This window comes from Chitinophaga caseinilytica (assembly GCF_038396765.1).
Lineage (GTDB): Bacteria > Bacteroidota > Bacteroidia > Chitinophagales > Chitinophagaceae > Chitinophaga > Chitinophaga caseinilytica.
Window position 1 is genome coordinate 3710280 of the sequence record NZ_CP150096.1, and the last position, 22895, is coordinate 3733174.

At 56.3% G+C, this 22895-nt stretch carries 16 protein-coding genes, 1 tRNA gene and 1 pseudogene; 14 read left to right on the forward strand and 4 right to left on the reverse strand.

Annotated features, from left to right (window positions below):
* Positions 1-120: 120 nt before the first annotated feature.
* On the reverse strand, positions 121-1098 hold the full coding sequence (locus WJU22_RS15160) for a DUF1080 domain-containing protein (protein WP_341839027.1): 978 nt from the start codon (positions 1096-1098) through the stop codon (positions 121-123).
* A 436-nt stretch (positions 1099-1534) separates the two neighbouring features.
* Here WJU22_RS15160 and WJU22_RS27275 point away from each other — a divergent pair.
* The 4 genes and pseudogenes from WJU22_RS27275 to WJU22_RS15180 all read left to right on the forward strand — a co-directional run.
* Positions 1535-1903: pseudogene (locus WJU22_RS27275) on the forward strand (phosphatidylinositol-specific phospholipase C domain-containing protein); the annotation flags it as partial.
* Between the two features lie 152 nt (positions 1904-2055).
* Complete coding sequence (locus tag WJU22_RS15170; protein ID WP_341839029.1) at positions 2056-2340, forward strand: hypothetical protein; 285 nt, start codon at positions 2056-2058, stop codon at positions 2338-2340.
* Between the two features lie 284 nt (positions 2341-2624).
* Positions 2625-3296, forward strand: coding sequence for a DUF4253 domain-containing protein (locus tag WJU22_RS15175; protein ID WP_341839030.1), 672 nt, complete (start codon positions 2625-2627; stop codon positions 3294-3296).
* Positions 3297-3455: 159 nt separating this feature from the next.
* Positions 3456-5042, forward strand: coding sequence for an ABC-F family ATP-binding cassette domain-containing protein (locus tag WJU22_RS15180; RefSeq protein ID WP_341839031.1), 1587 nt, complete (start codon positions 3456-3458; stop codon positions 5040-5042).
* On the opposite strand, the gene WJU22_RS15185 is transcribed toward WJU22_RS15180, so the two are convergent.
* Complete coding sequence (locus WJU22_RS15185) at positions 5043-5666, reverse strand: hypothetical protein (protein ID WP_341839032.1); 624 nt, start codon at positions 5664-5666, stop codon at positions 5043-5045.
* A gap of 73 nt (positions 5667-5739) precedes the next feature.
* Between WJU22_RS15185 and WJU22_RS15190 the strand changes: the two genes are divergently transcribed.
* Entirely contained in the window at positions 5740-6615 is an 876-nt protein-coding gene (locus tag WJU22_RS15190) for a DMT family transporter (RefSeq protein ID WP_341839033.1), read from the forward strand.
* Between the two features lie 88 nt (positions 6616-6703).
* Positions 6704-6777: transfer RNA gene (locus WJU22_RS15195), tRNA-Pro, on the forward strand.
* 247 nt (positions 6778-7024) lie between these two features.
* Here the strand turns inward: WJU22_RS15195 and WJU22_RS15200 are convergent.
* Together WJU22_RS15200 and WJU22_RS15205 are read right to left on the reverse strand one after the other, a co-directional pair.
* A complete protein-coding gene (locus tag WJU22_RS15200) occupies positions 7025-7738 on the reverse strand; it encodes a hypothetical protein (RefSeq protein WP_341839034.1) in 714 nt (237 codons plus the stop codon).
* A gap of 51 nt (positions 7739-7789) precedes the next feature.
* Positions 7790-8608, reverse strand: coding sequence for a hypothetical protein (locus WJU22_RS15205; RefSeq protein WP_341839035.1), 819 nt, complete (start codon positions 8606-8608; stop codon positions 7790-7792).
* A gap of 72 nt (positions 8609-8680) precedes the next feature.
* On the opposite strand from WJU22_RS15205, the gene WJU22_RS15210 reads away from it, so the two are divergent.
* The 8 genes from WJU22_RS15210 (at position 8681) to WJU22_RS15245 (ending at position 22886) form a co-directional block, all read left to right on the forward strand.
* A complete protein-coding gene (locus WJU22_RS15210; protein WP_341839036.1) occupies positions 8681-9280 on the forward strand; it encodes an RNA polymerase sigma-70 factor in 600 nt (199 codons plus the stop codon).
* Positions 9281-9447: 167 nt separating this feature from the next.
* Positions 9448-10599: a FecR family protein gene (locus tag WJU22_RS15215; RefSeq protein ID WP_341839037.1), complete on the forward strand. Its 1152-nt coding sequence runs from the start codon at positions 9448-9450 to the stop codon at positions 10597-10599.
* 214 nt (positions 10600-10813) lie between these two features.
* Complete coding sequence (locus WJU22_RS15220) at positions 10814-15001, forward strand: TonB-dependent receptor plug domain-containing protein (protein WP_341839038.1); 4188 nt, start codon at positions 10814-10816, stop codon at positions 14999-15001.
* Positions 15002-15018: 17 nt separating this feature from the next.
* Positions 15019-16404 (forward strand): RagB/SusD family nutrient uptake outer membrane protein, encoded by a 1386-nt coding sequence (locus tag WJU22_RS15225; RefSeq protein WP_341839039.1) that lies wholly within the window; start codon positions 15019-15021, stop codon positions 16402-16404.
* A 3-nt stretch (positions 16405-16407) separates the two neighbouring features.
* A complete protein-coding gene (locus tag WJU22_RS15230) occupies positions 16408-17121 on the forward strand; it encodes a sigma-70 family RNA polymerase sigma factor (protein ID WP_341839040.1) in 714 nt (237 codons plus the stop codon).
* A gap of 127 nt (positions 17122-17248) precedes the next feature.
* Positions 17249-18178 carry an ABC transporter ATP-binding protein gene (locus tag WJU22_RS15235; RefSeq protein ID WP_341839041.1) on the forward strand — a complete coding sequence of 310 codons (930 nt, stop codon included), beginning with the start codon at positions 17249-17251 and terminating at the stop codon, positions 18176-18178.
* 10 nt (positions 18179-18188) lie between these two features.
* The gene (locus WJU22_RS15240; protein WP_341839042.1) at positions 18189-20531 is read left to right on the forward strand and encodes a Gldg family protein; all 2343 of its coding nucleotides are present in this window, start codon (positions 18189-18191) and stop codon (positions 20529-20531) included.
* A gap of 12 nt (positions 20532-20543) precedes the next feature.
* Entirely contained in the window at positions 20544-22886 is a 2343-nt protein-coding gene (locus WJU22_RS15245) for a Gldg family protein (protein ID WP_341839043.1), read from the forward strand.
* The last annotated feature ends 9 nt before the right edge of the window (positions 22887-22895 follow it).

The window sequence follows — 22895 nt, forward strand, 5'->3', positions numbered from 1 at the left end:
GTCGGAAATCGGGGGAGTTGGCAATTGCACTGGGGAAAGGGGATGTTGCAAAATTCAAATGGGAACGAAAAAGCCCGTCCAGGTGGTACCGGGACGGGCTTCGGAGATATCCTCGAAAAGTTATTTCGCGGGAGTGATGATGACTTTGCGGAATTCGATCGGTCCGTGGTCGCCCTGGAAGTAGATCGGCCCTGCTTCGCCTTCGTTGCTGTCGAGCGCACCGCCGGTAATGCCGGGGATTTCCTGGTTGGTCACCACGGTTTTGCCGTTCACGACGATGGTTACATGGCGGCCAATGAGGGTGATGTCGTACGTCTGCCATTGATCGGGGCCGAGCGCGTTGATGACGCTGGGGGCGATGAAGCCGTACACGCCGCTGAAGTAAACGGGAGACGGGTGGGCGCCCTGCGGGCTGTCTTCGATCTGCACTTCGTAGCGGCCTCTGAGGTACACGCCGCTGTTGCTGCCTTTTTTGTAGCGGAATTCGACGTGCAGTTTGAAGTCGTTGAATTTCTGTTCGGAGATGAGGTTAGCGCCGGATTTCGGGCTGGTGAGCACGCCGTTGCGCACTTCCCACTGGTTTTCGGCACCTACGGCCTTCCAGCCGGTGAGGTCTTTACCGTTGAACAACTGGATGGGCTTGCCCCAGGCGGGAGCGGCTTTGCGCACCAGTTCGGGGGCTTTTACGCCCGTGAAGGGGAAGGAATTGCCGTCGGGGTACGTGATAGTACCTTTGATGCCGGTGGCAGTGATCTCGCCGTTCACGGTGAGGTCGCCCTTACCGCTTTCCCATTGCGGGGGAATGGTGAAGCTGAATTTGCCGTTCTCGAATTTTACGTGCGCTACAGGGCGGGAGCTACCGGAAGCGGCCACGAAGTAGCCTACGAGGGTGCGGAAGCCGGAGAGTTTCACTTCGAGCCAGGAAGGGGCTTGCTGGCCGTTTTGATCGATGGTGATATCCCACCGGCCGATGAGGGCTTTCTGTGCTTCTTCCGGTTTGGCGGACACCGCGTTGACATGGTCCTGGGCGGCCACCGTGCCGGCGGTACCCATGATCGTTGCCAGGCCAATGCCCAGAGCAAGGAATTTTTTATGCATACTGTGTTGAATTTTGCCGCTTGAATGATGGTTTCCTGCCGCTTGCCGGCTATTTAAGGGCCGGAAAGACGCAGCTCGCCAAGTTAGATAATATTTGTTTTTCGCGCAAGCCGCATTTTATGCCCGGCAATATGACCCCTGTCTTAATTTCTTTGGCTAAAACGATATAGTTGCACTTTAGCTGGGAAATACGGCTTATTTTCAAGATACAGCACCAGGCCCGACAGCAGCGATAGGATAACCCTTCTCAAAACCCAATTACGTTATGAGCATCAAAACCCTTTTGCACGCCGCCTTTACCGCGGCCTTCGCCATTTTCATCGCCGCCTGCGGCAAAGACCCACAGCCCGCCGGGCCCCTTCTCCGGCCCGAAACCCGCGCCAATTCCGGAAATTCCGTCGGCATCCTCGCCGTAATGAACAGCTGGATGACCGGTATGGCAGACAACACCAGCATCGCCCGTATCACCATCCCCGGTACCCACGATTCCGGTGCCAGGTTCGAGCCCGTCGGCGGGACCGCCAAATGCCAGAACCTCACCATCGCAGAACAACTGGAAGCCGGCGTGCGTTTCCTCGACATCCGCTGCCGCCACATCGGCGACGCTTTCGCCATCCATCACGGCAGTATTTACCAGAACCTTAACTTCAACGACGTGCTGACGGCCTGCCTTTCGTTCCTCGACAATCACCCCGGCGAAACGATCGTCATGTGCGTGAAAGAGGAATACGATCCCACCAACAACACGCGCAGCTTCGAGCAAACGTTCGACAGCTATGTGGCCGCCAATCCTTCGCGCTGGTACCTCGGCGCGTCCGTCCCCAATCTCGGAACGGTGCGCAACAAGATCGTGCTGCTGCGCCGCTTCGGGGCATCTTCCACCCCAAAGGCATCGACGCCACCAACTGGGCCGATAACACCACTTTCACGAGCACCACGCCCGATGCCACCCTTCGGGTGCAAGACCAGTATGTGGTGCCCGACAACAACGCGAAATGGACCGGCGTCACCAATTTGTTCAACGAAGCGAATGCGAGCACCGGCAACACGCTGTACATCAATTTCACGAGCGGCTACAAATCCCTCATCTTCGGCATCCCCAGTATCACAACGGTTTCCAATAACATCAACCCGCGCATCAACACGTATTTCACCACCAATACGTATGGGCGTTACGGTATCATTCCCATGGATTTCGTAGATGCCACGAGAGCCCAGCTGATCGTGGAATCCAACTTCTGAAACCGGCGTCGGGCGCTGGCCAATAGCTGAAAAGAGGCTCCGGGCATCGTGCCGGGAGCCTTTTTCGTGGGATGTCGCCGGAAAGGCGTAATTTGTCCATGATTCCGATTAGCTGAAACATCCCTGACCGATTCAACGTGCCATGCGAGGACCCGCCTGCGAACCGCGGAAACCACTCAACAGATAGATTTAAAAGTATGCGATCAGGGCCGAGCTGCCCGGTACCGGCAGTATAAGTAATGCAAAGAAGTGATCAAATGGGTAGGCGAATGTAGCCACCTGCAATGCGTAACCGTAAAATGGGTATCAACGATTTTTTCCGTCGGCTTTTTGGCGCTCCATCCGCCATTTCCGTACTGCCGGCCAATGACCTCGAACTGGCTAATGCCGTCCGGTTCGGGCCTTCCGTGATGCAAACCATCCGCAGGTTCACCCGTGCGGAGCTTTGCCGCCTCGAGACCGAGCGCACCGTTTCCGGTCCGGGGAACACGGTCGTAACCGAGGTGTACCGGCCCGATGCGCTGCTGTTCAAAGCCGACCAGCAAGATGCAGGGGCGATTATACAGGCGCTGCGGACGGCGCTCGCAGGACAAGGTTACCTCGTCTTCCTTTCCGAACAGAATTTCGGGCATTTGCCCGACGAGATCGGTATCCTGAAATCCGGGGACACTTTCGATATCCTGCGCTGTAAAGGCACGGATGCCATCAACTATGGGATCGATAACGAATCGCTCGTTGCCGCCATGAAAAAGTGGCATGCGGAAACGCCGGTCGAAATCGTGGGAGCAGGGCACGATTGGCTGGAAGCGCGCTTCCTCGCGCGGCCGGATTGGGATGCGATGGCGGAAATGGTATATAAATTTTGTCCGGACGTCGTAGACCAGGGCACCGGCAGCATCGCCGCGCTGGCAGCGGAAATGCGGGAAACAGGTATGTTGTATTTGTGGTGGGATTGACGACTGGCGTTTGCATATTCCGGGAATTTTGTATTTTTGCGGCACATTAAACTTCATTTCTTCCAACATGTGAGATTTACTTTCTTTTAGCAATTAACCCGTAACTGCGTGGCCATATTCATCGGCCGCCGTTATTCTTCACCGTTAAAGAAAGAAATCATGTTGGCGTTTCAAGACGTTACCTACGCGCATCCCAATAAAGACGTATTGTTTTCCGGGCTTCATTTTACCGTGGACCGTGGAGATAAAATTGCATTGATCGGCCCTAACGGCGCCGGGAAGTCTACCTTGCTACGGCTGATGGCCGGGGAATTGCAGCCCCTGTCGGGGTCCATCCGGCGGGAAGCGCCTCCCTACTACATTCCACAGCACTTCGGCCAGTTCGATCATCTCACGGTGGGAGAGGCGCTCCGTGCGGGCGACCGCCTGCATGCCCTGCGCGAAATCCTGGCGGGAAATGTGACCGACGATCTGATGGCGGCGCTGAACGACGACTGGGCCATCGAAGAGCGGTGCCAGGAAGCCCTCGCGCATTGGGGCCTTGGGAACATCGGGCTGGATGTGAAGCTGGAAGGGCTCAGCGGTGGACAAAAAACACGCGTTTTCCTCGCCGGGATCGCCGTCAACCAGCCCGCATTCTTGTTGCTCGACGAGCCAGGCAACCACCTGGACGCGGCGGGCCGCGCGCTGCTGCGCGATCTGATCGGTGGCTGGCGGCAAGCCCTCGTGCTCGTGAGCCACGATGCTTCCCTGCTGCGCCTGTTGCCGGTCGTATACGAACTGGGGAAGAAAGGGATTACCGTGTACGGCGGCGATTTCGATTTCTACAAGGCGCAGAAGGAGCTGGAGCAGGACGCGCTGCAGCAGGACCTCCGCAGCCGCGAAAAAGCCCTGCGCAAAGCCAGGGAAACCGAGCGCGAGGCCATGGAGCGCAAACAGAAGCTGGATGCGCGTGGCAGGAAAAAGCAGGACAAATCCAACGTTCCCACCATCACCCTCAACACCCTTCGCAACAACGCCGAAAAAAGCACGGCCAGCCTGAAAAAGGCACATGCCGAAAAAATGGGAAGCATTTCGGAGGAAGTGGACCGCCTGCGCAAGGAGCTGCCGGATATCGACAAAATGAAACTGAATGTAGACGATTCCGCCCTGCACAAAGGGAAAATACTCGTCAACGCGCAACACCTGAACGTACGGTTCGGGGAAAAAACGCTCTGGCCGGAAGGGCACAGCTTCCAGGTGCGGAGCGGCGACAGGCTGGCCATCCGCGGCGGCAACGGTTCCGGGAAAACCACGATGATCCGGCTGCTGCTGGGGCAGTTATCGCCCTCGGAAGGAGAGATGGTGTGCGCCGGATTCCAGGCGGTGTACATCGATCAGGATTATTCGTATCTCGACGGGAGCCTGACCGTTTACGAACAGGCGCAAAAGCACAATCCCGGCGCGCTGGAAGAACATGAAGTGAAAACCCGGCTGAACCGGTTCCTGTTCGGGCCGGAAGACTGGAACAAACCTTCGGCTGCGCTCAGCGGCGGGGAAAGGATGCGGCTGCTGCTGTGCGTGCTCAATATAGGTACCAAAGCGCCGGACATGATCGTGCTGGACGAGCCTACCAATAACCTCGACATGCAGAACGTGGAGATCCTCACCGCGGCGATGAACGGGTACGATGGTACGCTGATCGTGGTGTCGCACGACGAAGCATTCCTGGAAACGTTGGGTGTAAATACCGAAATCGCGTTGTGATCAGGAACGGAAGTTCCAGTTGACGATGGGCATTTTCCGTTTTTCGTTCACGTTCCACAAGCCGAACTGTAGGCCGCGGGTGTTTTTGCTCGATGTCATGAACCCGATCTGGATGCCGCGGACCTGCTCCGAAACGGCATTGAGCGACAGTTGTATTCCGCTCATGTTTTTGGTGATGGAAACGATTCCCAGTAGCAGTCCATTATGTTTTTCGACGACATTGATCGCCGAAAAGGAAAGGCCGTTGGCGCGGGTGTTGACCTGGCCAATGAGGCCGAGGGAAATGCCGTTCACCTGGTACGTCATGGAGCCGAGGGCGGAGAGGTTGATGCCGTTTACTTTTTCGGGCAGGCTGTCGGCGGGGATGGGTGTGGCGCTTGCATAGGCCGTATCCCAGGGCGCGTGGGGGATGAACGCGATGAAGAGGCCAGGCCCGGGTACTTCCAGCCGGAGGCCGTTGGTGGTCGTATTGACGGTTTCGTAAATCGGGAACCAGCCCAGCCCTACGCCGTAAATGTTTACGTTGGATTGATGGAAGGTCCATAGCGGGAGCCGGAGCTTTTTATGCTGGGCCTGCGATGGCAGGAAGCTCAGGATGAACAGGGATAAAAGGAGGCTGCGCATAAGGTTTGGAGATCGTAATCCTTCCTAAAATACCGGTTTTTTTTCTCATTCCGTTTTCTAGTTTTACCCCGTTGTGCAAAACCGTCGTATTCAACTCATTTTCGCGGGCGTCACGTTCGCATTTCTCTGGGCATCCGCCGCTGCGGCTACCAAGCTGGGGTTAGGGTCGGTGCAGCCATTCGTGCTGTTTGTGCCGCGTTTTTTCCTGGCGGCGTTTATCATGTTGTTCGTTTCGCACGTGCTGCTGAAGAAACGGCTGCCACGGGGGAAGGAATGGAAGCAGGTGGCGATTTACGGATTGTTCAACGTTTCGCTGTACCTGGGGATTTATGTGCTGGGGATGACGGAAGTGTCTGCAGGCCTGGGCGCGCTGGCAACGGCCACCAACCCGGTGTTCATCAGCCTGATGAGCACCTTCTGGCTGCGGAAGCCCCTGCAACCGGTGACGGTGCTGAGCCTGGTGCTTTGCCTGGGAGGGATCGGGGTGGCGGCCTGGCCTTTGCTGGCCGATAGCTACGCTACGCCCCTGGGGCTGGGGCTCGTGTTGGGGAGTATGGTAACCTATTCGATCGGGTCGCTGTATTTTTCCGCATCGAAGTGGCACGATCTTCACATTTTTACCATCAATGGCTGGCAGACGCTTTTCGGCGGTATTTTCCTGTTGCCCGTTATGATCGGCTGGTACGATCCCATGCAGAATCATTTCAGTATGGTCTGGCTGCTGTCTATGCTTTGGCTGGTAGGCCCCGTTTCGATAGTGGCGGTGTTGTTGTGGCTGTTTTTGCTGAAAGATAATCCCGTCAATGCCTCTTTCTGGCTGTTCCTCTGCCCGGTTTTCGGATTTGCCATATCGGCGGTGCTCATGCATGAGCCTTTGAGCGTGTATACCTTCGCCGGCGTGATGCTCGTGGTGGCGGGGCTGTACCTGGTGCAGCGGAAGCGGAAGTAGGCAAACGCTTTGCTGGCAGGCGATCCGGAGAAAATTGTAAAATTGATTTTGAAATTAAATTTCCATAACGTAGTTTTGCGACCCCGTACGGGATGTAGCGCAGCCCGGTAGCGCGCGTCGTTCGGGACGACGAGGCCGCAGGTTCGAATCCTGTCATCCCGACTCTTCTAGAAAACCCGCTCCTATGAGCGGGTTTTCTTGTTTAGAACAAAATTCCCTTATTTCTTCCCTTTCAAACCTTAATAAGGTGTTTGTCGAATATTCAGATAAGGTTCGAATCCAGTCAAACAATTTTCTGGTATCAAGATTATATATTTGATATCCTTAATATTGCTCCCCCTCTAAACAACAAAACCTTAAGGCAAAGCACCTTCATGAAACACCATTTTCCTTTGATGAATAATGTCGCCTAGAATGAAAACTGTATCCATTTTTTGTTTTCTTCTTCGTCAACAATTTCAAGCATTTCAAACTTTCCTTTATCCCTCTTTCTAACTCGCTTTTCTTTATCAGGCTCCATAAAGTTGATGTCAAAAGTACAACGGCCAATTTCTTTCCATGTTTTCTTCTTCAGGCTGTATGCAATAAGTGACTTGAATCGGCTTGCGCAGCTGGAATAAAATATACAGATTTCCGATATGCCATCTTCGTCGATGTCCCCGATTGGAAATAAGTTGTCGGGGTGGCAGCAATACGAGTCTGTATACAGTCTTGGTAAACTGGTGTCAAAAAAGTAATAGGAATCGCCGTCTTCGCAATAATTAAAGGTTGGCAGCACGAAAACGGTGTCGTTACGTTTGTTCCCAATTATATCACCAATGATGTTGACGCCTTCAAATCCAGTTTTTAGCATACTGTCTTCATAAGCAATGAAGCCGCAAGTATCATGTTGATATTTGTTGACTAGGTCTTTGATGAATAATGTCTTGTCGTTTAATAGACTGTCGCCGATAAACTGCAGGTTGTCATTTAGTTTGCTGACAAGACTGTCTTTATTTATTTTTTGAACAATGGTTGTAGATTGATTTTGTGTATTGTCAATCGATGGATTCTTACAGGAAAAAAAGAGTGACAATATTAAAGTTGTCCGTATGATTTTTTGCACTATAACTAATTGTTTCATAGGTATGAGTTGAGTGGAAGATCGTTTTCCTGCTTCATGCGTAAATACGGCTCAACAGATCAACAGCAATCTAGGCTCACCCGGTTTTTCTTTTGGCGCCCGGTGAAGACAGGGAGGTACCAGACTTTCGGGATGGTCTACCGCCAATCTCCATAAGTTGCCAATTCCCGTGCTGATGATCTGTGCGTCGGGTTTGGCCTGGTAATGCAGATCGAAGAAATTATCGCTGAGGAATTGTTCGAAACCTTCTGCTGTTCCCTGGTATAATTTTTTGAGTCCGGCACGTATTTCCGGGATCATAACTTTCTTTTCACCCTGTTCGTTCGGCAATATTTCACTCGATTCGCCATAGTAAGTGCATAGCATCGTATCGGTGGCGATGGGGGAGCGGTCGACGTGAAATGAATAGACGTCGGTAGGGAAAAAAAGGAAAGTATCATCCCGTTCGTAATGGCTGATGAGGTTCAGGACCGGCGATGCGCCATGTGCTTCGAGCAGTTGGAGGTCGTTCAGGAGGATGTCCCGGGCAATGGATCCCTGTTCGGTTAACTGAAGCGCACGCAGTTCTTCCGTTTCGATCACGGTAATATTTCCTGTTCGTTCGACTTTTTGTACGATTTCGAAGAAATCGCCCCGGAGGGTGCGTGTCCAGCAAATGGCATTCAGCGCTCCCTTGAATGGGGTAGCAACCAGTTCCAGGAAATTCGTGACGTATTGAATAGGGTTATTTGTATGAGATAAATCTGTCATATTGGTCGACGTAAAACATTTGACAACGAAGTACCGCATTTTTTGCTTAAAAACCGGTATGTCCCTATGGCCGGAAGGACCTCCGGGCGCCGGTGGAATATTCTCTGCAGGGTAGTTCATGCAGAAAAAAGAATGGAGGATTTATTGGGTTGAATGATTATATTGCCTGCCGAACTTACAAACAACACCTAGGTGGCGGGGACTAATTCATACGAGGAATCCACATGCATACAACAGATCGCGGAGGGAGACGAAGAAGCGTTTTCGCGGCTGTTCTATCACTATGGTGCCATTATCCACCCCGTTATCCTGAAAATAGTAAAAGACGAAACCGCTGCGGAAGATGTGGTGGCGGAGGTGTTTCTCAAGCTCTGGCTCCATCGCTCGCGCCTCCCGGAAGTCGGTAACCTGGCTGGTTATATTTACCGCATGGCTACCAACTTCGCCATCAATTCCCTCAAGCAGCACAAAACCGCGCCCGGCGCCTTGCAGGACGCTTATCTGGACCTTCCCGGCCAGGAGCCTTCCGCAGAAGACCAGTTCACCATCAGGGAGCTGAAGCAGTCTATCCACAAAGCCGTAGAAACCCTGCCGGAACAACGCCGCAGGATTTATGAACTGAGCCGCGAAAAAGGGCTTTCCCGCCAGGAGATCGCCGAAACGCTCCAGATTTCGGAGAACACCGTCAAAAACCAGCTCCGGATAGCGCTGCGCCACATCCAGGAATCCATCCTCAAAGACCGTGGGCTGCTCATCGCCGGCGTGTTTTTCCTGCAGCTCGCCGCCGATTGACGGCATTGTTAAAAGCTCCAACCAGGGCTCCAGTCAATCCTTCCTTTTCCCTTTCATGGCCCCGCAGAAAAAAACTTGAAAAAATTTTAACCCCGGAAGAGTACCGGAAGGATTTTGCATTGTCTATACTTTGAATTCGACCGGATCTGCCGGACAATATTATCAACGTGATACCAGACGAGCGCATACAGCAATTGATGGAGCTTTACCTCCAGGACCGTGCATCGGACCCCGAGCGCCAGGAGCTCATGGACATTATCGATGCGCGCCCGGACTTAGACTGGTACGCATTGCTGGCGCCTTCGTTCCGCGAGGACGGGGCAGACGGCACCTTCACCCCCGAAAGGTGGCAGCCCGTCCTGGACGCCATCCTGCAGCAGGAGCCCGCGGAACGGCAAGCCCCGCGCATCAGGCGCCTCCACCGCACCTGGTGGGCGGCGGCTGCGGTACTGCTCCTGCTCGCAGGGGCTGCTGCCTGGCTGCTCAATGGCCGCCATGCCCGGCCCGATGCGCCGCAGGCCATTGTTACGGACATCCCCGCAGGCGGGAACCATGCCGTGCTGCAACTGGCCAGCGGGCAACGCATCACGCTGGACAGTGCCCGGGGCAATATCGTACAACAGGGAAGCCTGCAGGTCAGCGCCGACAGCGGCGCCATTTCCTACCTGGGGAAAGCCGCCGCGCCGGAATACCACACGCTCTTTACCAAACGGGGCGGACAATACAAGCTGCAATTGCCCGACGGCACGAAAGTCTGGCTGAACGCGGCATCGTCCATCACCTTCCCGACGTATTTCGACGGCGAAACCCGCAAGGTGTCCGTCACCGGCGAAGCGTATTTCGAAGTGGCGAAAAACGCCGCGCAACCATTTGTAGTACAAGTCAACCAAATGCATATCACCGTATTGGGCACGCATTTCAATATCAATGCGTATAGCGACGAGCCCGATGCGAGAACAACGCTGCTCGAAGGCGCCGTGCGCATCACGGCCGGCCGCTACATGGCCGTACTGGCCCCCGGCCAGCAGGCGCGGGTGGCAAAAGAAAAGGCCCTTACCATCGTTGACGACGTAAACGTGGAAGACGTGGTGGCCTGGAAGAACGGGTATACCGTATTCGAAAACGCCGACATCGCCACCATCATGCGGCAGGTAGCCCGCTGGTACGATGTGGAAGTGGTATTCGAAGGAGAAATGCCGGTCCGCCATTTCGTAGGGGGGATCTCGCGCAACTCGAGCCTGCAGGAGCTGCTGCGGCTATTGGAATTCGAAAATGTAAAGCTCAGGATAAAAGGGCGGAAAATTATAGTGAAACCGTAAGTGACATGAGACGGGGTTTTACGGTGTTGCCGGACGGATTGTCCGCAACGCCGGAGGGGAAGCTATTGCATCATGTGAATGTATTATCAACCAGGAAGGCATACAAAAGGCAGGAAGCGCTCGCGAGGCTCCGTGCTGCATTTGGGTAATCCTTCCCTTCCAATGATTTCAATTGGGAGGTCATTCGGTCATGAACCCAAAAATCGCTAGAACCATGAATGTTTATTCGTTGCCGGCGCGCGTAGTGCCCGGGATCAACCAGAAATCCACCCGCCGCACCGGCGCCATCCTCGCGTGGCTGCTGTGCTGCATACTGTCGGGATCCGCCGCCATGGCGCAGAAAATCACATTGAACGAAAAGAACGCATCGCTGAAAAAGATCTTTCAGCAAATACAGAAACAGTCGGACTACGTTTTCCTCTATGAGAAAGGCCTGCTGGACAATACCCTGCCGGTAACGATCCAGGTGAGAGACGAGCCGATCGATCTGGTACTCAGCTTTTGTTTTCTTAACCAACCATTATCCTATATCGTCTCCGGCAAGAACATCGGAGTCAGGAGAATTGCCAGCCCCGCCACCACGCGTGAGCTCAAGGTGCCCGATTCGCCGTCGGGGGAGGAGCTCGTGATCAACGGCATCGTCATGGACAGTCTCGGTTTTGCGAAGCCGGGCGTGACGGTGGTGCTCGTTCCCCGCGGCAATCGCCCCAAAACGATCACGTTCACCGATGCGAACGGCGTGTTCGAATTGAGCGGGCAGAAGGGCGACCGGCTGGAGTTTACGGCGGTAGGGCATAAAAACGAGGAGGTCCGGTTCAACGGCGAAACGCATCCGTTCCGCATCACGATGCGGGTGATGCCCATAGAAATGAACGTGGTAGTGGTGGACGATGTGAACCTCAGCAAAAAGCGCATCCCGTTCACCGACACCATCGATATGACGCACCGCACGCACCTCAACCTGGGGCAGCTGCTCCAGGGGACCATCCCGGGCCTGACACTCCAGAATTCCTCGCAAAGCGTGCAAACGCTCTATAGCATCGACTTCGACGGCGCCGTGGTAGCCGGCTCGGGCACCCCCACGGTAGAAGCCATGCGCGATTCCTACAACCAGTACAAAAGCTATTACGTTGCGGCGGGATATCCTACGTTCGAATCGTGGATCAATTCCTTCAAAGGCAAATTCAAATTCAATTACCGCACTTCGGTCAACAATAACGGCCTGGTGCCGCAGCTCCGCGGCGTGAGCGGGTTTAACGGCGATATGTCGGGCATGCTGGTGGTGTTGGACGGCTTTCCGCAGGAAGGGTTCCCTGCTACGCTGTCGATGGCCAACATCCAGTCGGTAGAGATCATCAAAAACCCGGAAGAGCTCGCCAAATGGGGCGCCAGGGCGGCGGGCGGTATTATCATGATCACCAGCAAACGCGGCACGGCCGGCAAGCTGGAGCTGAGCTATGCATCGAACTATTACTACTCGCCGGCGCCGAAGCTGAACCGGCAAAAAATGCGGCTGGCTTCGTCGGCCGATATCATCGACTATATGCGTTCCGCTTCGGATTCCGGATTTTTGGTGCTGGGCCGGAAAGATTATCCCATGACGGCCTTCAATCTCAATGCCGCCGAGCGCTTGTTGCAGCAATGGCAACAGGGCACGATTTCGGACGAGGATTACAGGAGGGGAGCGGATTCCCTCAGCCGGCTGTCTAACGAAAGCCAGCTGGGGCTCCTCCAGCAAGACGAGTTCAACCAGAACCAGACGCTCACGCTCGCCGGCGGCGCAGGCGGATGGAGGTTCCGGGCGGCGGGCGGCTACAATTCGGGCCGCAGCATGGCCCTGCGCGACCGCAGCCGTGTGCTCAGCCTCAACGTTTTCAACGATTTCATATTGCTTCGCAACAAGCTACGCGCACAGTGGTACGTCAACACTTCCGAGGGCCGATCGCGCGGAGGGGTGAATGCCGACTTCCGTTCGCTGCAGCCTTATCAAATGCTCCTCGATCCTGAGGGGAACTACGTATACGATTATTCCTCGTTCCACCCCGGCGCCAATGCCGCCATTAAAAAATACGGCTATGAGGATTTTGGCGTCAATTTGCTGGAAGACGCGCGCATCAACAGCACCGAATCCCGCAACCTGGCGCTGCAATCGCGCCTGAACACCGACTGGGACCTGCTGCCTTACCTGAAATGGTCCAATTCTTTCCAGTTCGACCTCAACGGGTCGCGCACCGAAGACCTGAAAGCCGCCGGGTCGAGCGCCGTTCGGGCACTGGTGAACGAATACGGCAGCCCGGTATTCGATAATTTCAATAACGTCACCGGCGTCGATTTTTACGTGCCCCGCGGCGGCATCATGCGCAAATCCGAACAGAAAGGACACGCGTGGAACCTCCGGTCGGCCCTGCAATTCAACAAGACCTTCGGCAAACATGCGGTGATGGCGGCGATCGGCGGCGGCGGCGCTGCAGATGCAAGACGACGACCTTCCTACGAAACCATATACGGCTACGATCCACAAACGGGACGCGGCATCCCGGTCCGTTTGCCGGACCCCGACCCCACGGCGGGCATCATTAATCTGTACAGCCTGCCCGGGTCGTACTGGCAGGATACGTACGGCAGAATGGTATATCCTTCGACGTTACTGGTGCCCAATGCGGGCGATACCACGCAAACGCGCGGTTTGAACTGGAATGCGGCGCTTTCATATGCGTTCGACAGCACCTTTTTGCTGAACGGGCGCTACAATTCCACGCTCGGCCAGAATTACGGCCATGCCACTCCCTACACCGTCATGGCCAGCTACAACGGAGAAGCGGGCTGGCGGCTTCGCCGGATGGGATTCCTGCGCTTGCCGAAGCTGGTCAGCGACCTGGTGGTTTCCGCCGGCGCCACCGGTTTCGAGCTGCCCGGATTACCGCCGCAGATCCAGGCGGCGCGTGTGTTGCAAAGCAGCTGGAATAATTACGGGATCTGGGTGAGCGGGTTCAACCTGCCCCAGCAAAACGGCCAAAAATCCCTCAACATATATGAAAAGCTGCGGATCGGGCTGCACGAAAACCGCATCCTGCTCGATGTGGCTTACAATACCCTGCGCACCGAATACCTCGACGGCGAAAAAGTGGTCCGCCAGACCCGGAACTACGTAGGCGCCAACGGCCGGTTTAAAATGCGGGAGGGCTTGCTGCTGCTTATTGCCGGATATGGCTATTCGCTGGACGGGCAGCCGCAGACGAACCTGCGGATCGCTTACGACATTGCCCGGGAAACGTATTTCCATGCCAGGTCGGTCAGCAAGCTGTCTGCCGATTTCATCCTGCAAAACATCAGCTCCTACCAGGGGATGGAGCTGATGACGGAAACCAATGCCCCATTGGCGGACGGCGGTTTTTCGATGGCGGTGAATACCAATTTCGGGCTTTTGCCGCCGAAGGTCCGCAACCTCGAAGCGCATGCCACATTGGGGATGTTCAACGACCGGCTCATGCTCGACCTGCGGTATTACCAGAAAAATACGGCAGGCCTGAACAACAACGTGCCCATTCCCACAGACCCCGCTACCGGCCTCGCTTCCAAGGTAACGTACAGTGAATTGGTGAACCGGGGTGTGGAGGCGTTCCTCAAGATCAGGGCGGTAGAGTCGGAGGGCTTCCATTATACGATCACCTTCAACGGCGCATATAACCGGAACGTGGTGCGCAGTGCGCCGCCGGTATATTTTTCTTCCACGCCGGGCTTCCTCAGCGCATACAGGAACGGGTACCCGACAGACAATATCTGGAGCTACCGCTGGGCGGGGCTCGATGGAACGGGGAGCCCCACGATCTACGATGCCAAAGGGCAGCAGACCGCCACGCCGGATTCGGCCACCCTGGCCGCGGCGCTGGTGTACAGCGGTGTGGCGCGGCCGCCTTATTCCGGCGGGTTCATCCAGGAATGGGATTACAAGGGCTTTTTCGCGAGAGCTACGCTGCTGCTGAATTTCGGGCATGTGATCCGGGAATATATCCCCGTGCCTTCCCGGGAAGCGGATAACAGCGCGCTGATCCGCGACCGCTGGCGCAAACCGGGCGACGAAGCCTTTACCGATGTGCCGGCCATGTCGGCAACGGCAGACGGCGGCTCGGTGCGGAGGCTGCTGGCGCAATATGCTACGAACAGCATCATGCCCGGGGATAACGTTCGCCTGCAGGAAGTGCAGCTCGGCTGGCAGGGCTCGCCGGGGAGGTTGTTCCGGAACTACCGGATCAAAGACCTGATGGTGTCGCTGCAGGTGATGAACCTGGCGGTGTGGTCGCGCAACAAGCTCAGCGTAGACCCCGAAACCGTGGCCAACACGGGCCAGATCGGCCTGCCGCGGCCCCGGCAATATTCCATGAGCGTAAACATGAAGTTTTAACAAGCAGACGCATGCATATGGCTAGATTATATTTTCAACGGAATGCCGCCAGCTATTGGATGCTGGGGGTGCTATGCCTGGCGCAGGTGCTGCTGCAGGGCTGCGATAAATTCTTCGACGTGCGGCCGGATACTTCGGTCGTGAACCCGACAACGCTGAAAGATTTCCAGGAGATGCTGAACAACGATTCGCTCGCGCTGTGCAATTTCATGCTGGCCGATTTTACGAGCGACGATCTGCGGCTGGAAGACGCGCATGTCTCGGCCGCGCCGGCTTCCTCCTACACCCAGGCCTGGCTTTGGGGCGCTTCGGTGTGGCGCCCGGGTGAAGACGATTTCATGTACAATACTGCCTATAGCCGGATTCTGCAGATGAACATCATCCTCGACCGGGTAGGCCGTACCGCCGGGAAGGAATCCGACAAGGAGCTGGTAAAGGCGCAGGCCCTGATCAACCGTGCCTGGTATTACCTGCAGCTGGCGAACAGCTACGGGGCCGATTACCGGGCTCCGGTGGCCGCTACCGACCTGGCCGTTCCGCTCATCCTCGCGCCAGACGCTACGGTGATGCCCGTTCGCGCCACCGTGAAGGCGGTGTACGACAGGGTGCTGGAAGACCTTCAGGCGGCCGTTGCATCGCCTTCGCTGCCGGGCATGGGGCAAGACGTGCTGCATCCCGGAAAGGCGGCGGGCCTGGCGTTGCTGGCCCGGGCTTATTTGTACATGGGCCGATACACCGAAGCGCAGCAGGCCGCGGAGGCATCGCTGGCGATCCACAGCCAGCTGCATAAATACACGCAGGATTTTGCCGCTCCCACCAGCCTGCTCGACCTCTCCCGTAACCCTGAAGTGCTGCTGGCGCGGATGTGCATAGACTATACGTTTTTTGGTATCCGGTTCACCGGCTTTTTCATCGATCCCGGGCTGAAGGCTTTGCTTGGCGACAACGACCTGCGGCGCACGGCCCATTTCAGCGGAGACCAGTACGCGGTGGGCAACATGACTAATTCCATGACCTGCGATTATAGCGTGGGCGTGGCGGAAGTGATGCTCATCCGGGCGGAATGCCTGGCCAGGAAAAACGACGGGGCGGGGGCGATGGAGATCGTGAACACGGTCCGGAAAAACCGGCTGGCGCAGTATTCGCCTTTGGACGGAGGAACGAACGTGCTCAAAACCGTACTGGAAGAAAGAAGGAGGGAGCTGTTTTACCGCGGTGGCCTCCGCCTGTTCGACCTGAAGCGGCTGAACCGGGATAACGCTTTCGCACAAACGGTACAAAGAACGAAAGACGACGGCATAACGGTGCAAGCCTCGCTGGTACCGAATTCCCCGCGTTACCTCCTGCCTTTTTCGCCCGTTATCATCGCCAATAATCCGGCAATCATCCAAAACCCGCGATAAGCCATGTCCATTTCCACTGTAACCCAGCGCGTATTTTCATTGCCGCCCGCGCGGCAGCAAAGCGCCGTTCGCCAGCGGCAGGAGCTGGAGGCCGGATTCAGCACGCTCGTGCAAGATCATTCGGCGAAGCTTTTACATATTGTTACCTACCTCACGCGCAACCGGCAAACGGCGGAAGATATCGTACAGGAAACGTTTCTCCGGCTCTGGGAGCGGCGCACAACGATCGTTCCCGAAAACGTGGGCGGGTGGTTGTACCGTGTGGCCTGGAACCTCGCGCAGGCGCACCTGAAAAGGGAATCCTGCCGGCATAAGGTACATGCGGCCTGGAGCCTCGGTCAGCAGAATTCCACAGCCGCCGCGGAGCCTTTGCTGCAAAAGGAAAGCGCCCGTCAATTCAATATTGCCTACGAAAAGCTGCCGGAACAGCAGCAGAAAATATACGGGCTCAGCAAGCTGAAAGGCCTTAACCGCCACGAGATCGCCGAGCGGATGAACATCTCCCCGCTCACGGTGAGAAACCATCTCGCGCGGGCCGTGCAGTTCATGAAAGAACATGCAGGCGCCGTTTCGCTCTTCTTCCTTTTTTTCCTTTTCAACCATCTTTTTTTCATCGCGCTGGTACAAATCCTGTTCCCGATGATTTATATATCAAACGGCAACCGGCCTACGCTACACCCGGACCTTCCCTTCCGTCAAAAACAGTTGCGGCAATGAAATTGGCGGCGCGCTGACGCCGCACTTCAAACGCCGGCGCACGGAGGCTTTCATGGCAACGGCCATGGAAACGGGGATGCCATGCCCATGCCGGAGAATTTCCCGCTAATCGTCAAACGCTCATCACATGCATCCGATTCTAAAAACAGAACATCTTTCACACCGCTACAGCAGCGCCTGGGCCATCCGCGACATCAACATCGAGATCGAAAGCGCGGGCATCGTAGGATTGCTGGGCTCGAACGGGGCCGGCAAATCCACCACGATGAACATCATTTGCGGCGTTTTGAACCAGACGGAAGGAAACGTATTCATCAACGGATTCGATCTCCGGAAACAGCCCGAAGCGGCGAAAAGGGAGATCGGCTTCCTGCCGCAGAACCCACCGCTGTATACAGACCTGACGATCGATGAATACCTCCTGTATTGCGCACAGCTCCGCCTCATCCCGAAAGACAGGATCAAATCCGCCGTGGAAGAAGCTAAAGAGCGCTGCGGATTGGCGCACTTCAGCTCGCGGCTCATCAAAAACCTTTCCGGCGGTTACCGCCAGCGCGTAGGCATCGCACAGGCGATCATCCACAAGCCGAAGCTGGTAGTGATGGACGAGCCCACCAATGGCCTCGATCCCAATCAGCTCATCGAAGCGCGGAAGCTGATCCGCGAAATCGCCGTCGACCATTCCGTGTTGCTTTCCTCGCACATCCTTTCGGAAATCAACCTCCTCTGCCGCGACATCATCATGATCGAATCGGGCAGGATGGTGTTTTCCGACAGTATGGACGCGTTCAATAATTATGTGCAGTCGAAAGTGATCCTCCTGCGCATGGACCATCCGCCGCAGAAAAGTGAGCTCCAGCACATCCAGGGCGTAACGCAGGTGGAATTCCTGTCGGACCGGCAGGTGCGCGTGTATTTCGACGGCTCACAGGAAGATATTTCCGAGCGGCTGATCGCGGCGAGCGTGGCGCAAGGATGGAAGCTGAAGGAAATCGGGCCGGACAAGGGGCTGCTCGACGATGTATTCAAACAACTCTCTTCCCAGTCTCTCCTGTAAATCCATGCCCATGAAAACTACCATCCAGATAACGAAGAACGAGCTGCGGAACATGTTCTATTCACCGATCGCGTGGTTCCTGCTCATCATATTCACCCTGATGTGCGCCTATTTCTACACCGGCGCGGGGTATATGTGGGCAAAGATGACGCAGGTGCCCTATGCGAACGATCCCAACTTCAAATGGCGGGCCACGGGCTCCGTCACCTCGGCGATCTACCTCGGCCCCGACGGCATCCTCACCAACGTACTGCAAACCATTTACCTGTTCGTGCCGCTGCTGACGATGGGCGTCATCAGCCGGGAAATCAACGCAGGCACCATCAAGCTGCTCTATTCGTCACCCGTGAAGATCAGCCGCATCGTGCTGGGGAAATACCTCGCGCTGATGTTGTACAACCTGCTGCTGGTGGTCATTGTCGGCATCTTCATCGTGAACGGTTTTTTCGATATCCTATCGCTGGACTACGGTCCGCTCCTGTCTACCTTGCTGGCGTTTTACCTGTTGTTATGCGCTTTGACGGCGGTGGGCTTTTATATGTCGAGCCTTACGACCTACCCGATCGTGGCGGCCATCGCCAGCTTTACGGTCTTCTTCGTGCTGTTCAACATCGGAAGGGTGTGGCAGGAATACGATTTCGTGCGGGACCTGACCTGGTTCATGTCTATCGCCGGAAGAACGGAGAAGATGGTATTTGGCCTGATCATATCGCGGGATGTGCTGTATTACCTCGTCATCATTTGCATGTTCATCGGGTTCACCTGGCTCAGGTTGCAGGGCGGGCGGGAGAAGCGGCCCTGGTATATTCGGGCAGCCCGGTATGCGGCCGTGATGGCCGTTTGCCTGGCGGTCGGGTATGTGGGGTCGATGCCGCGGTTTTCGCGCTATAAAGACGTATCGGCCCAGCAGGTCAATACGATACGCCCGGCTTCGCAGGAGCTGATCAAGGCGCTGGACGGGCCTTTGGAAGTGACGCTCTATACCAACCTCATCGGCGCCGGCGCCTCCGCGGGCCTTCCTTCGCGCCGCAACGCCTACCTGGAGTATTGCTGGGACAGGTACCGCCGCTTCAAATGGGACATCGACTTCAAATACGAATACTATTATGACGCCGATAGCACCGGCGGGATATCGGGCACCATCTTCAACGATTTCAAAGGGAAATCGATGGAGCAGATCGCCCGGGAGGTGGCTAAAACCTTGCAGGTGGACGTGAAGGATTTCAAGACCCCCGAAACCATGCGCAAAGAGATAGACCTGCGCCCCGAAGCGCTGCGGCTCGTCATGCGCCTCCGGTACAAAGACCGCTCCGTCTTCCTGCGGACCTACGGCGGGGGCGACTGGCCGGGAACCGTGCATGTCGATGCCGCACTGACGCGCCTCCTCGGCCGCCCGATCCCCAAATTCGCCTTCGTGACCGGCCACCTGGAAAGGAGCCTGTACAAAACCGGGGAGCGCGAGTACTCCTTCAATACGATCACGGCCGGTAATCCCAGCGCGCTGGTCAATATCGGTTTCGACCTCGATACGATAGACCTGGCCAGGCAAGACATCGGGCCAGACGTTTCCACCGTCGTGCTCGCCGATCCGAAAATGGACCTGCGGCCGTCGGAAATGGAAAAGCTGCAGCGCTTCATCGACGGCGGTGGGAATATGATGCTGGTCAGCGAGCCCGGCAAATCGCACATCCTCGATCCGCTGCTAAGAAAAACGGGCGTGCGGATGCTCCCCGGAAAATTGATGCAGCCCAGCGAGCGGCATGCGCCAGACCTGGTAGTGACGTACCTCAACATGCCCTTCCTCGAAATGCTGAATGAAGAACCCGCGCGGATGGTCCGGAGGCTATGGGCGCATGGCGTGCGCGACGATTCGGCACAGGCCGATATGCCCGGTGTGATGGGCCTTGCGCATACGCCCGACAGCGGCTTCGCGGCCGTTACGCTGCTATCCTCGCCGCCGGGCTCCGCCTGGTCGAAAGCAGGCGCGTTCGTCGCCGATTCCGTGACGCCGGTGTTCTCGGCGGCGGAAGGCGATTTCCGGCAGACGGAATTTCCTACCTGTCTCCGGCTTAGCCGCAAGGTCAACGGAAAGGAGCAGCGCATCATCATCGCCGGCGACGCAGACTTTCTCGGAAACCGCCGTATGCCTACGGGCTGGCTGCTCCGCGGGATGGCGTCGTGGCTGAGCAACGGCCGGATGCCGGTTGACGACGTGTATCCCTATGCAGACGACAATATGCTCGTTTTGCGTACCAAACGGGCCATCGTGCAAAAGATCGCGTATACATGGGTGTTGCCCGGCCTGCTGGCGCTGCTCGGTACCGTATTGCTCATCCGGAGAAAAAGGAAATAAACAACGAAAGCCATGAAATTATTATTCAAAATAGCAAAGAACGAGTTCCGGCACCTGTTTTACTCGCCCATCGCATGGTTCCTGCTGATCGTGTTCCTGGTGCAATGCGCGATTTTTTATGTGATCCCCGTATTTCACATGGCGTTGACGCAAGACATGGTGCTGGCCAACAACATGCACAAGGGGATCGTGAAGCTGGATCCCGATCCGATTACCGTAGATGTATTCCTCAAAGGCGGGCTGTTCCCTTATGCGGTCAGCAATCTGTACCTGTTCGTGCCATTATTGACGATGGGCCTGATCAGCCGGGAAACCAACAACGGCACTTCGAGGCTGCTGTTCTCGTCGCCCATCCGGCTAAGGGAGATCGTTTTGGGGAAATACGCCGGCATCATGTTTTTCAACCTCCTGTTGATCGGCGTGACGGGAATATTCATGGTGACGGGGGCCTTCAACATCCGGAACATCGATTACGGACTGCTGCTATCCGCAACCCTGGGGTTTTACCTCATCGTTTGTACCTGCTCCGCCATCGGGATGTACATGTCCAGCCTCTCCAACTACCAGATCGTTTCCGCCCTGGCTACGTTTACCGTCATTTTCGTGCTCGGCCGGATCGGGAGCCTTTGGCAGAAATATGATATCGTGCGGGACCTGACATATTTCCTTTCACTGCAGAACCGTACCGGGAAGATGCTCAGCGGGCTGATCACTTCGAAAGACGTGATTTACTTCCTGGCGGTGTCGGGCATGTTTATCGGCTTCACGCTCGTGCGGCTGAAAAACGGCCGGGAAAGCAAGCCCTGGTATGTGCGGATGGGCCGGTACGCGGCAGTGGTGGCGGCCACGCTGGCGGTGGGGTACTTTAGCTCCCGCCCGACGCTCACCGCATACTGGGACACAACTTCCAACCAGCGCAATACCATTCATCCCCGGACGCAGCAGATATTACACGAGCTGGGCGACAGCTCCCTGGAAGTGACGTTGTATACCAACCTGCTCGACCAGAATGCCGCGGCCGGCCTGCCGGAGATGCGCAATTCCTTTTACATGGCGCGCTTCTGGGAAAACTACCTCCGGTTCCGGCCGGACATACGGTTCCGGTATGTGTATTACTACGATGTGGACGACCGCGACAGCACGGTCTACAAATACCTTCCCGGGAAGAACCTGCATCAGATCGCCGCGGAAGTGGCGGACGGGATGGACCTGGATACGGCGATGTTCCTGCCGCCCGCACAGATCCGCCGGCAGGTAGACCTGAAAGGCGAAGGCTACCGGCTCGTGATGCGCCTGCGCTACAAGGGGCGTACGCAATACTTGCGGACGTTCGCGGACGGGTTCGTGTGGCCCGACGAGATGGTCGTGAATGCGGCACTGCGGCGCTTGATGGGAGACCAGGCACCGAAATACCTGTTCGTTACCGGGCAGCTGGAGCGTAGCATCGTTACACGCGGAGAACGGGAATTCTCAGGGCCGGTAAGCGCCAAAACAGGGCGCCGGTCGCTGGTGAATATCGGGTTCGACGTGGACACGGTCAATCTTTCCCTGCAAGACATACCGCCGGGCATTACCGGCCTGGTGCTGGCCGATCCGAGGATGGACCTGCCGCCCGTTGTGCAGGAAAAGCTCCGCAAATTCATCGATGGCGGCGGGAACATGCTGCTGCTCGGCGAGCCCGGGAAGCAATATGTGATGAACCCGGTGTTGAAGCAGCTCGGCGTGCAATTGCGCTACGGACAACTGGTGCAGCCCACTTTCGATGAAACGCCCGACATGGTGCGGCCTTACCTTACCGATTCCTGCGCCAGCCTGGGCGAGGAATTGATCATGCAGGGAATGCGCAAGGCGATGGAAGAAGGATTGAAAAGAGATACGGCCAGCACACTGATGCCAGGCGCTACGGCTTTGGAATATGCAGACAGCGTATTCTCCGTTACCCCGCTGGGTATGACAATGCCCGGCCGCACCTGGCTCAAGGCCGGCCGCCTCGTCGCGGATTCCACGCTGCCGCCGATGGACTCCGCCGCCGGAGACGCCTATCAACGGTCGTTCCCCGCCATCGCCAGGCTCACCCGCCAGATCCACGGCAAGGAACAACGGATCATCGTATGCGGCGACGCGGATTTCATCAGCAACGCCCGCGCGGCGGGGAGCTTCTTCGGCGTCTCGTTCTACAGCTGGCTGAGCAACAACGAGTTTCCCGTTTACACGCCCGTAAAGGCCGCCACGGATACGGAGCTCGCCATCACCGGCGATGCCGCCGGCGTCCAGAAGACCGTGTACCTCTGGGTATTGCCGGGCATATTGCTGGCCGCCGGAATGATCGTGTTGATCAGACGGAAAAGGAAATAGATCGCCGTA

Bases quoted from the DNA above. Each gene is read 5' to 3' on its own strand.
- WJU22_RS15230 (WP_341839040.1), top strand. From the start codon at position 16,408: ATGTCCATTTCCACTGTAACCCAGCGCGTATTTTCATTGCCGCCCGCG.
- WJU22_RS15225 (WP_341839039.1), top strand. From the start codon at position 15,019: ATGGCTAGATTATATTTTCAACGGAATGCCGCCAGCTATTGGATGCTG.
- WJU22_RS15200 (WP_341839034.1), bottom strand. From the start codon at position 7,738: ATGAAACAATTAGTTATAGTGCAAAAAATCATACGGACAACTTTAATA.
- WJU22_RS15160 (WP_341839027.1), bottom strand. From the start codon at position 1,098: ATGCATAAAAAATTCCTTGCTCTGGGCATTGGCCTGGCAACGATCATG.
- WJU22_RS15205 (WP_341839035.1), bottom strand. From the start codon at position 8,608: ATGAACTACCCTGCAGAGAATATTCCACCGGCGCCCGGAGGTCCTTCC.
- WJU22_RS15180 (WP_341839031.1), top strand. From the start codon at position 3,456: ATGTTGGCGTTTCAAGACGTTACCTACGCGCATCCCAATAAAGACGTA.
- WJU22_RS15240 (WP_341839042.1), top strand. From the start codon at position 18,189: ATGAAAACTACCATCCAGATAACGAAGAACGAGCTGCGGAACATGTTC.
- WJU22_RS15220 (WP_341839038.1), top strand. From the start codon at position 10,814: ATGAATGTTTATTCGTTGCCGGCGCGCGTAGTGCCCGGGATCAACCAG.
- WJU22_RS15185 (WP_341839032.1), bottom strand. From the start codon at position 5,666: ATGCGCAGCCTCCTTTTATCCCTGTTCATCCTGAGCTTCCTGCCATCG.
- WJU22_RS15175 (WP_341839030.1), top strand. From the start codon at position 2,625: ATGCGTAACCGTAAAATGGGTATCAACGATTTTTTCCGTCGGCTTTTT.
- WJU22_RS15235 (WP_341839041.1), top strand. From the start codon at position 17,249: ATGCATCCGATTCTAAAAACAGAACATCTTTCACACCGCTACAGCAGC.
- WJU22_RS15245 (WP_341839043.1), top strand. From the start codon at position 20,544: ATGAAATTATTATTCAAAATAGCAAAGAACGAGTTCCGGCACCTGTTT.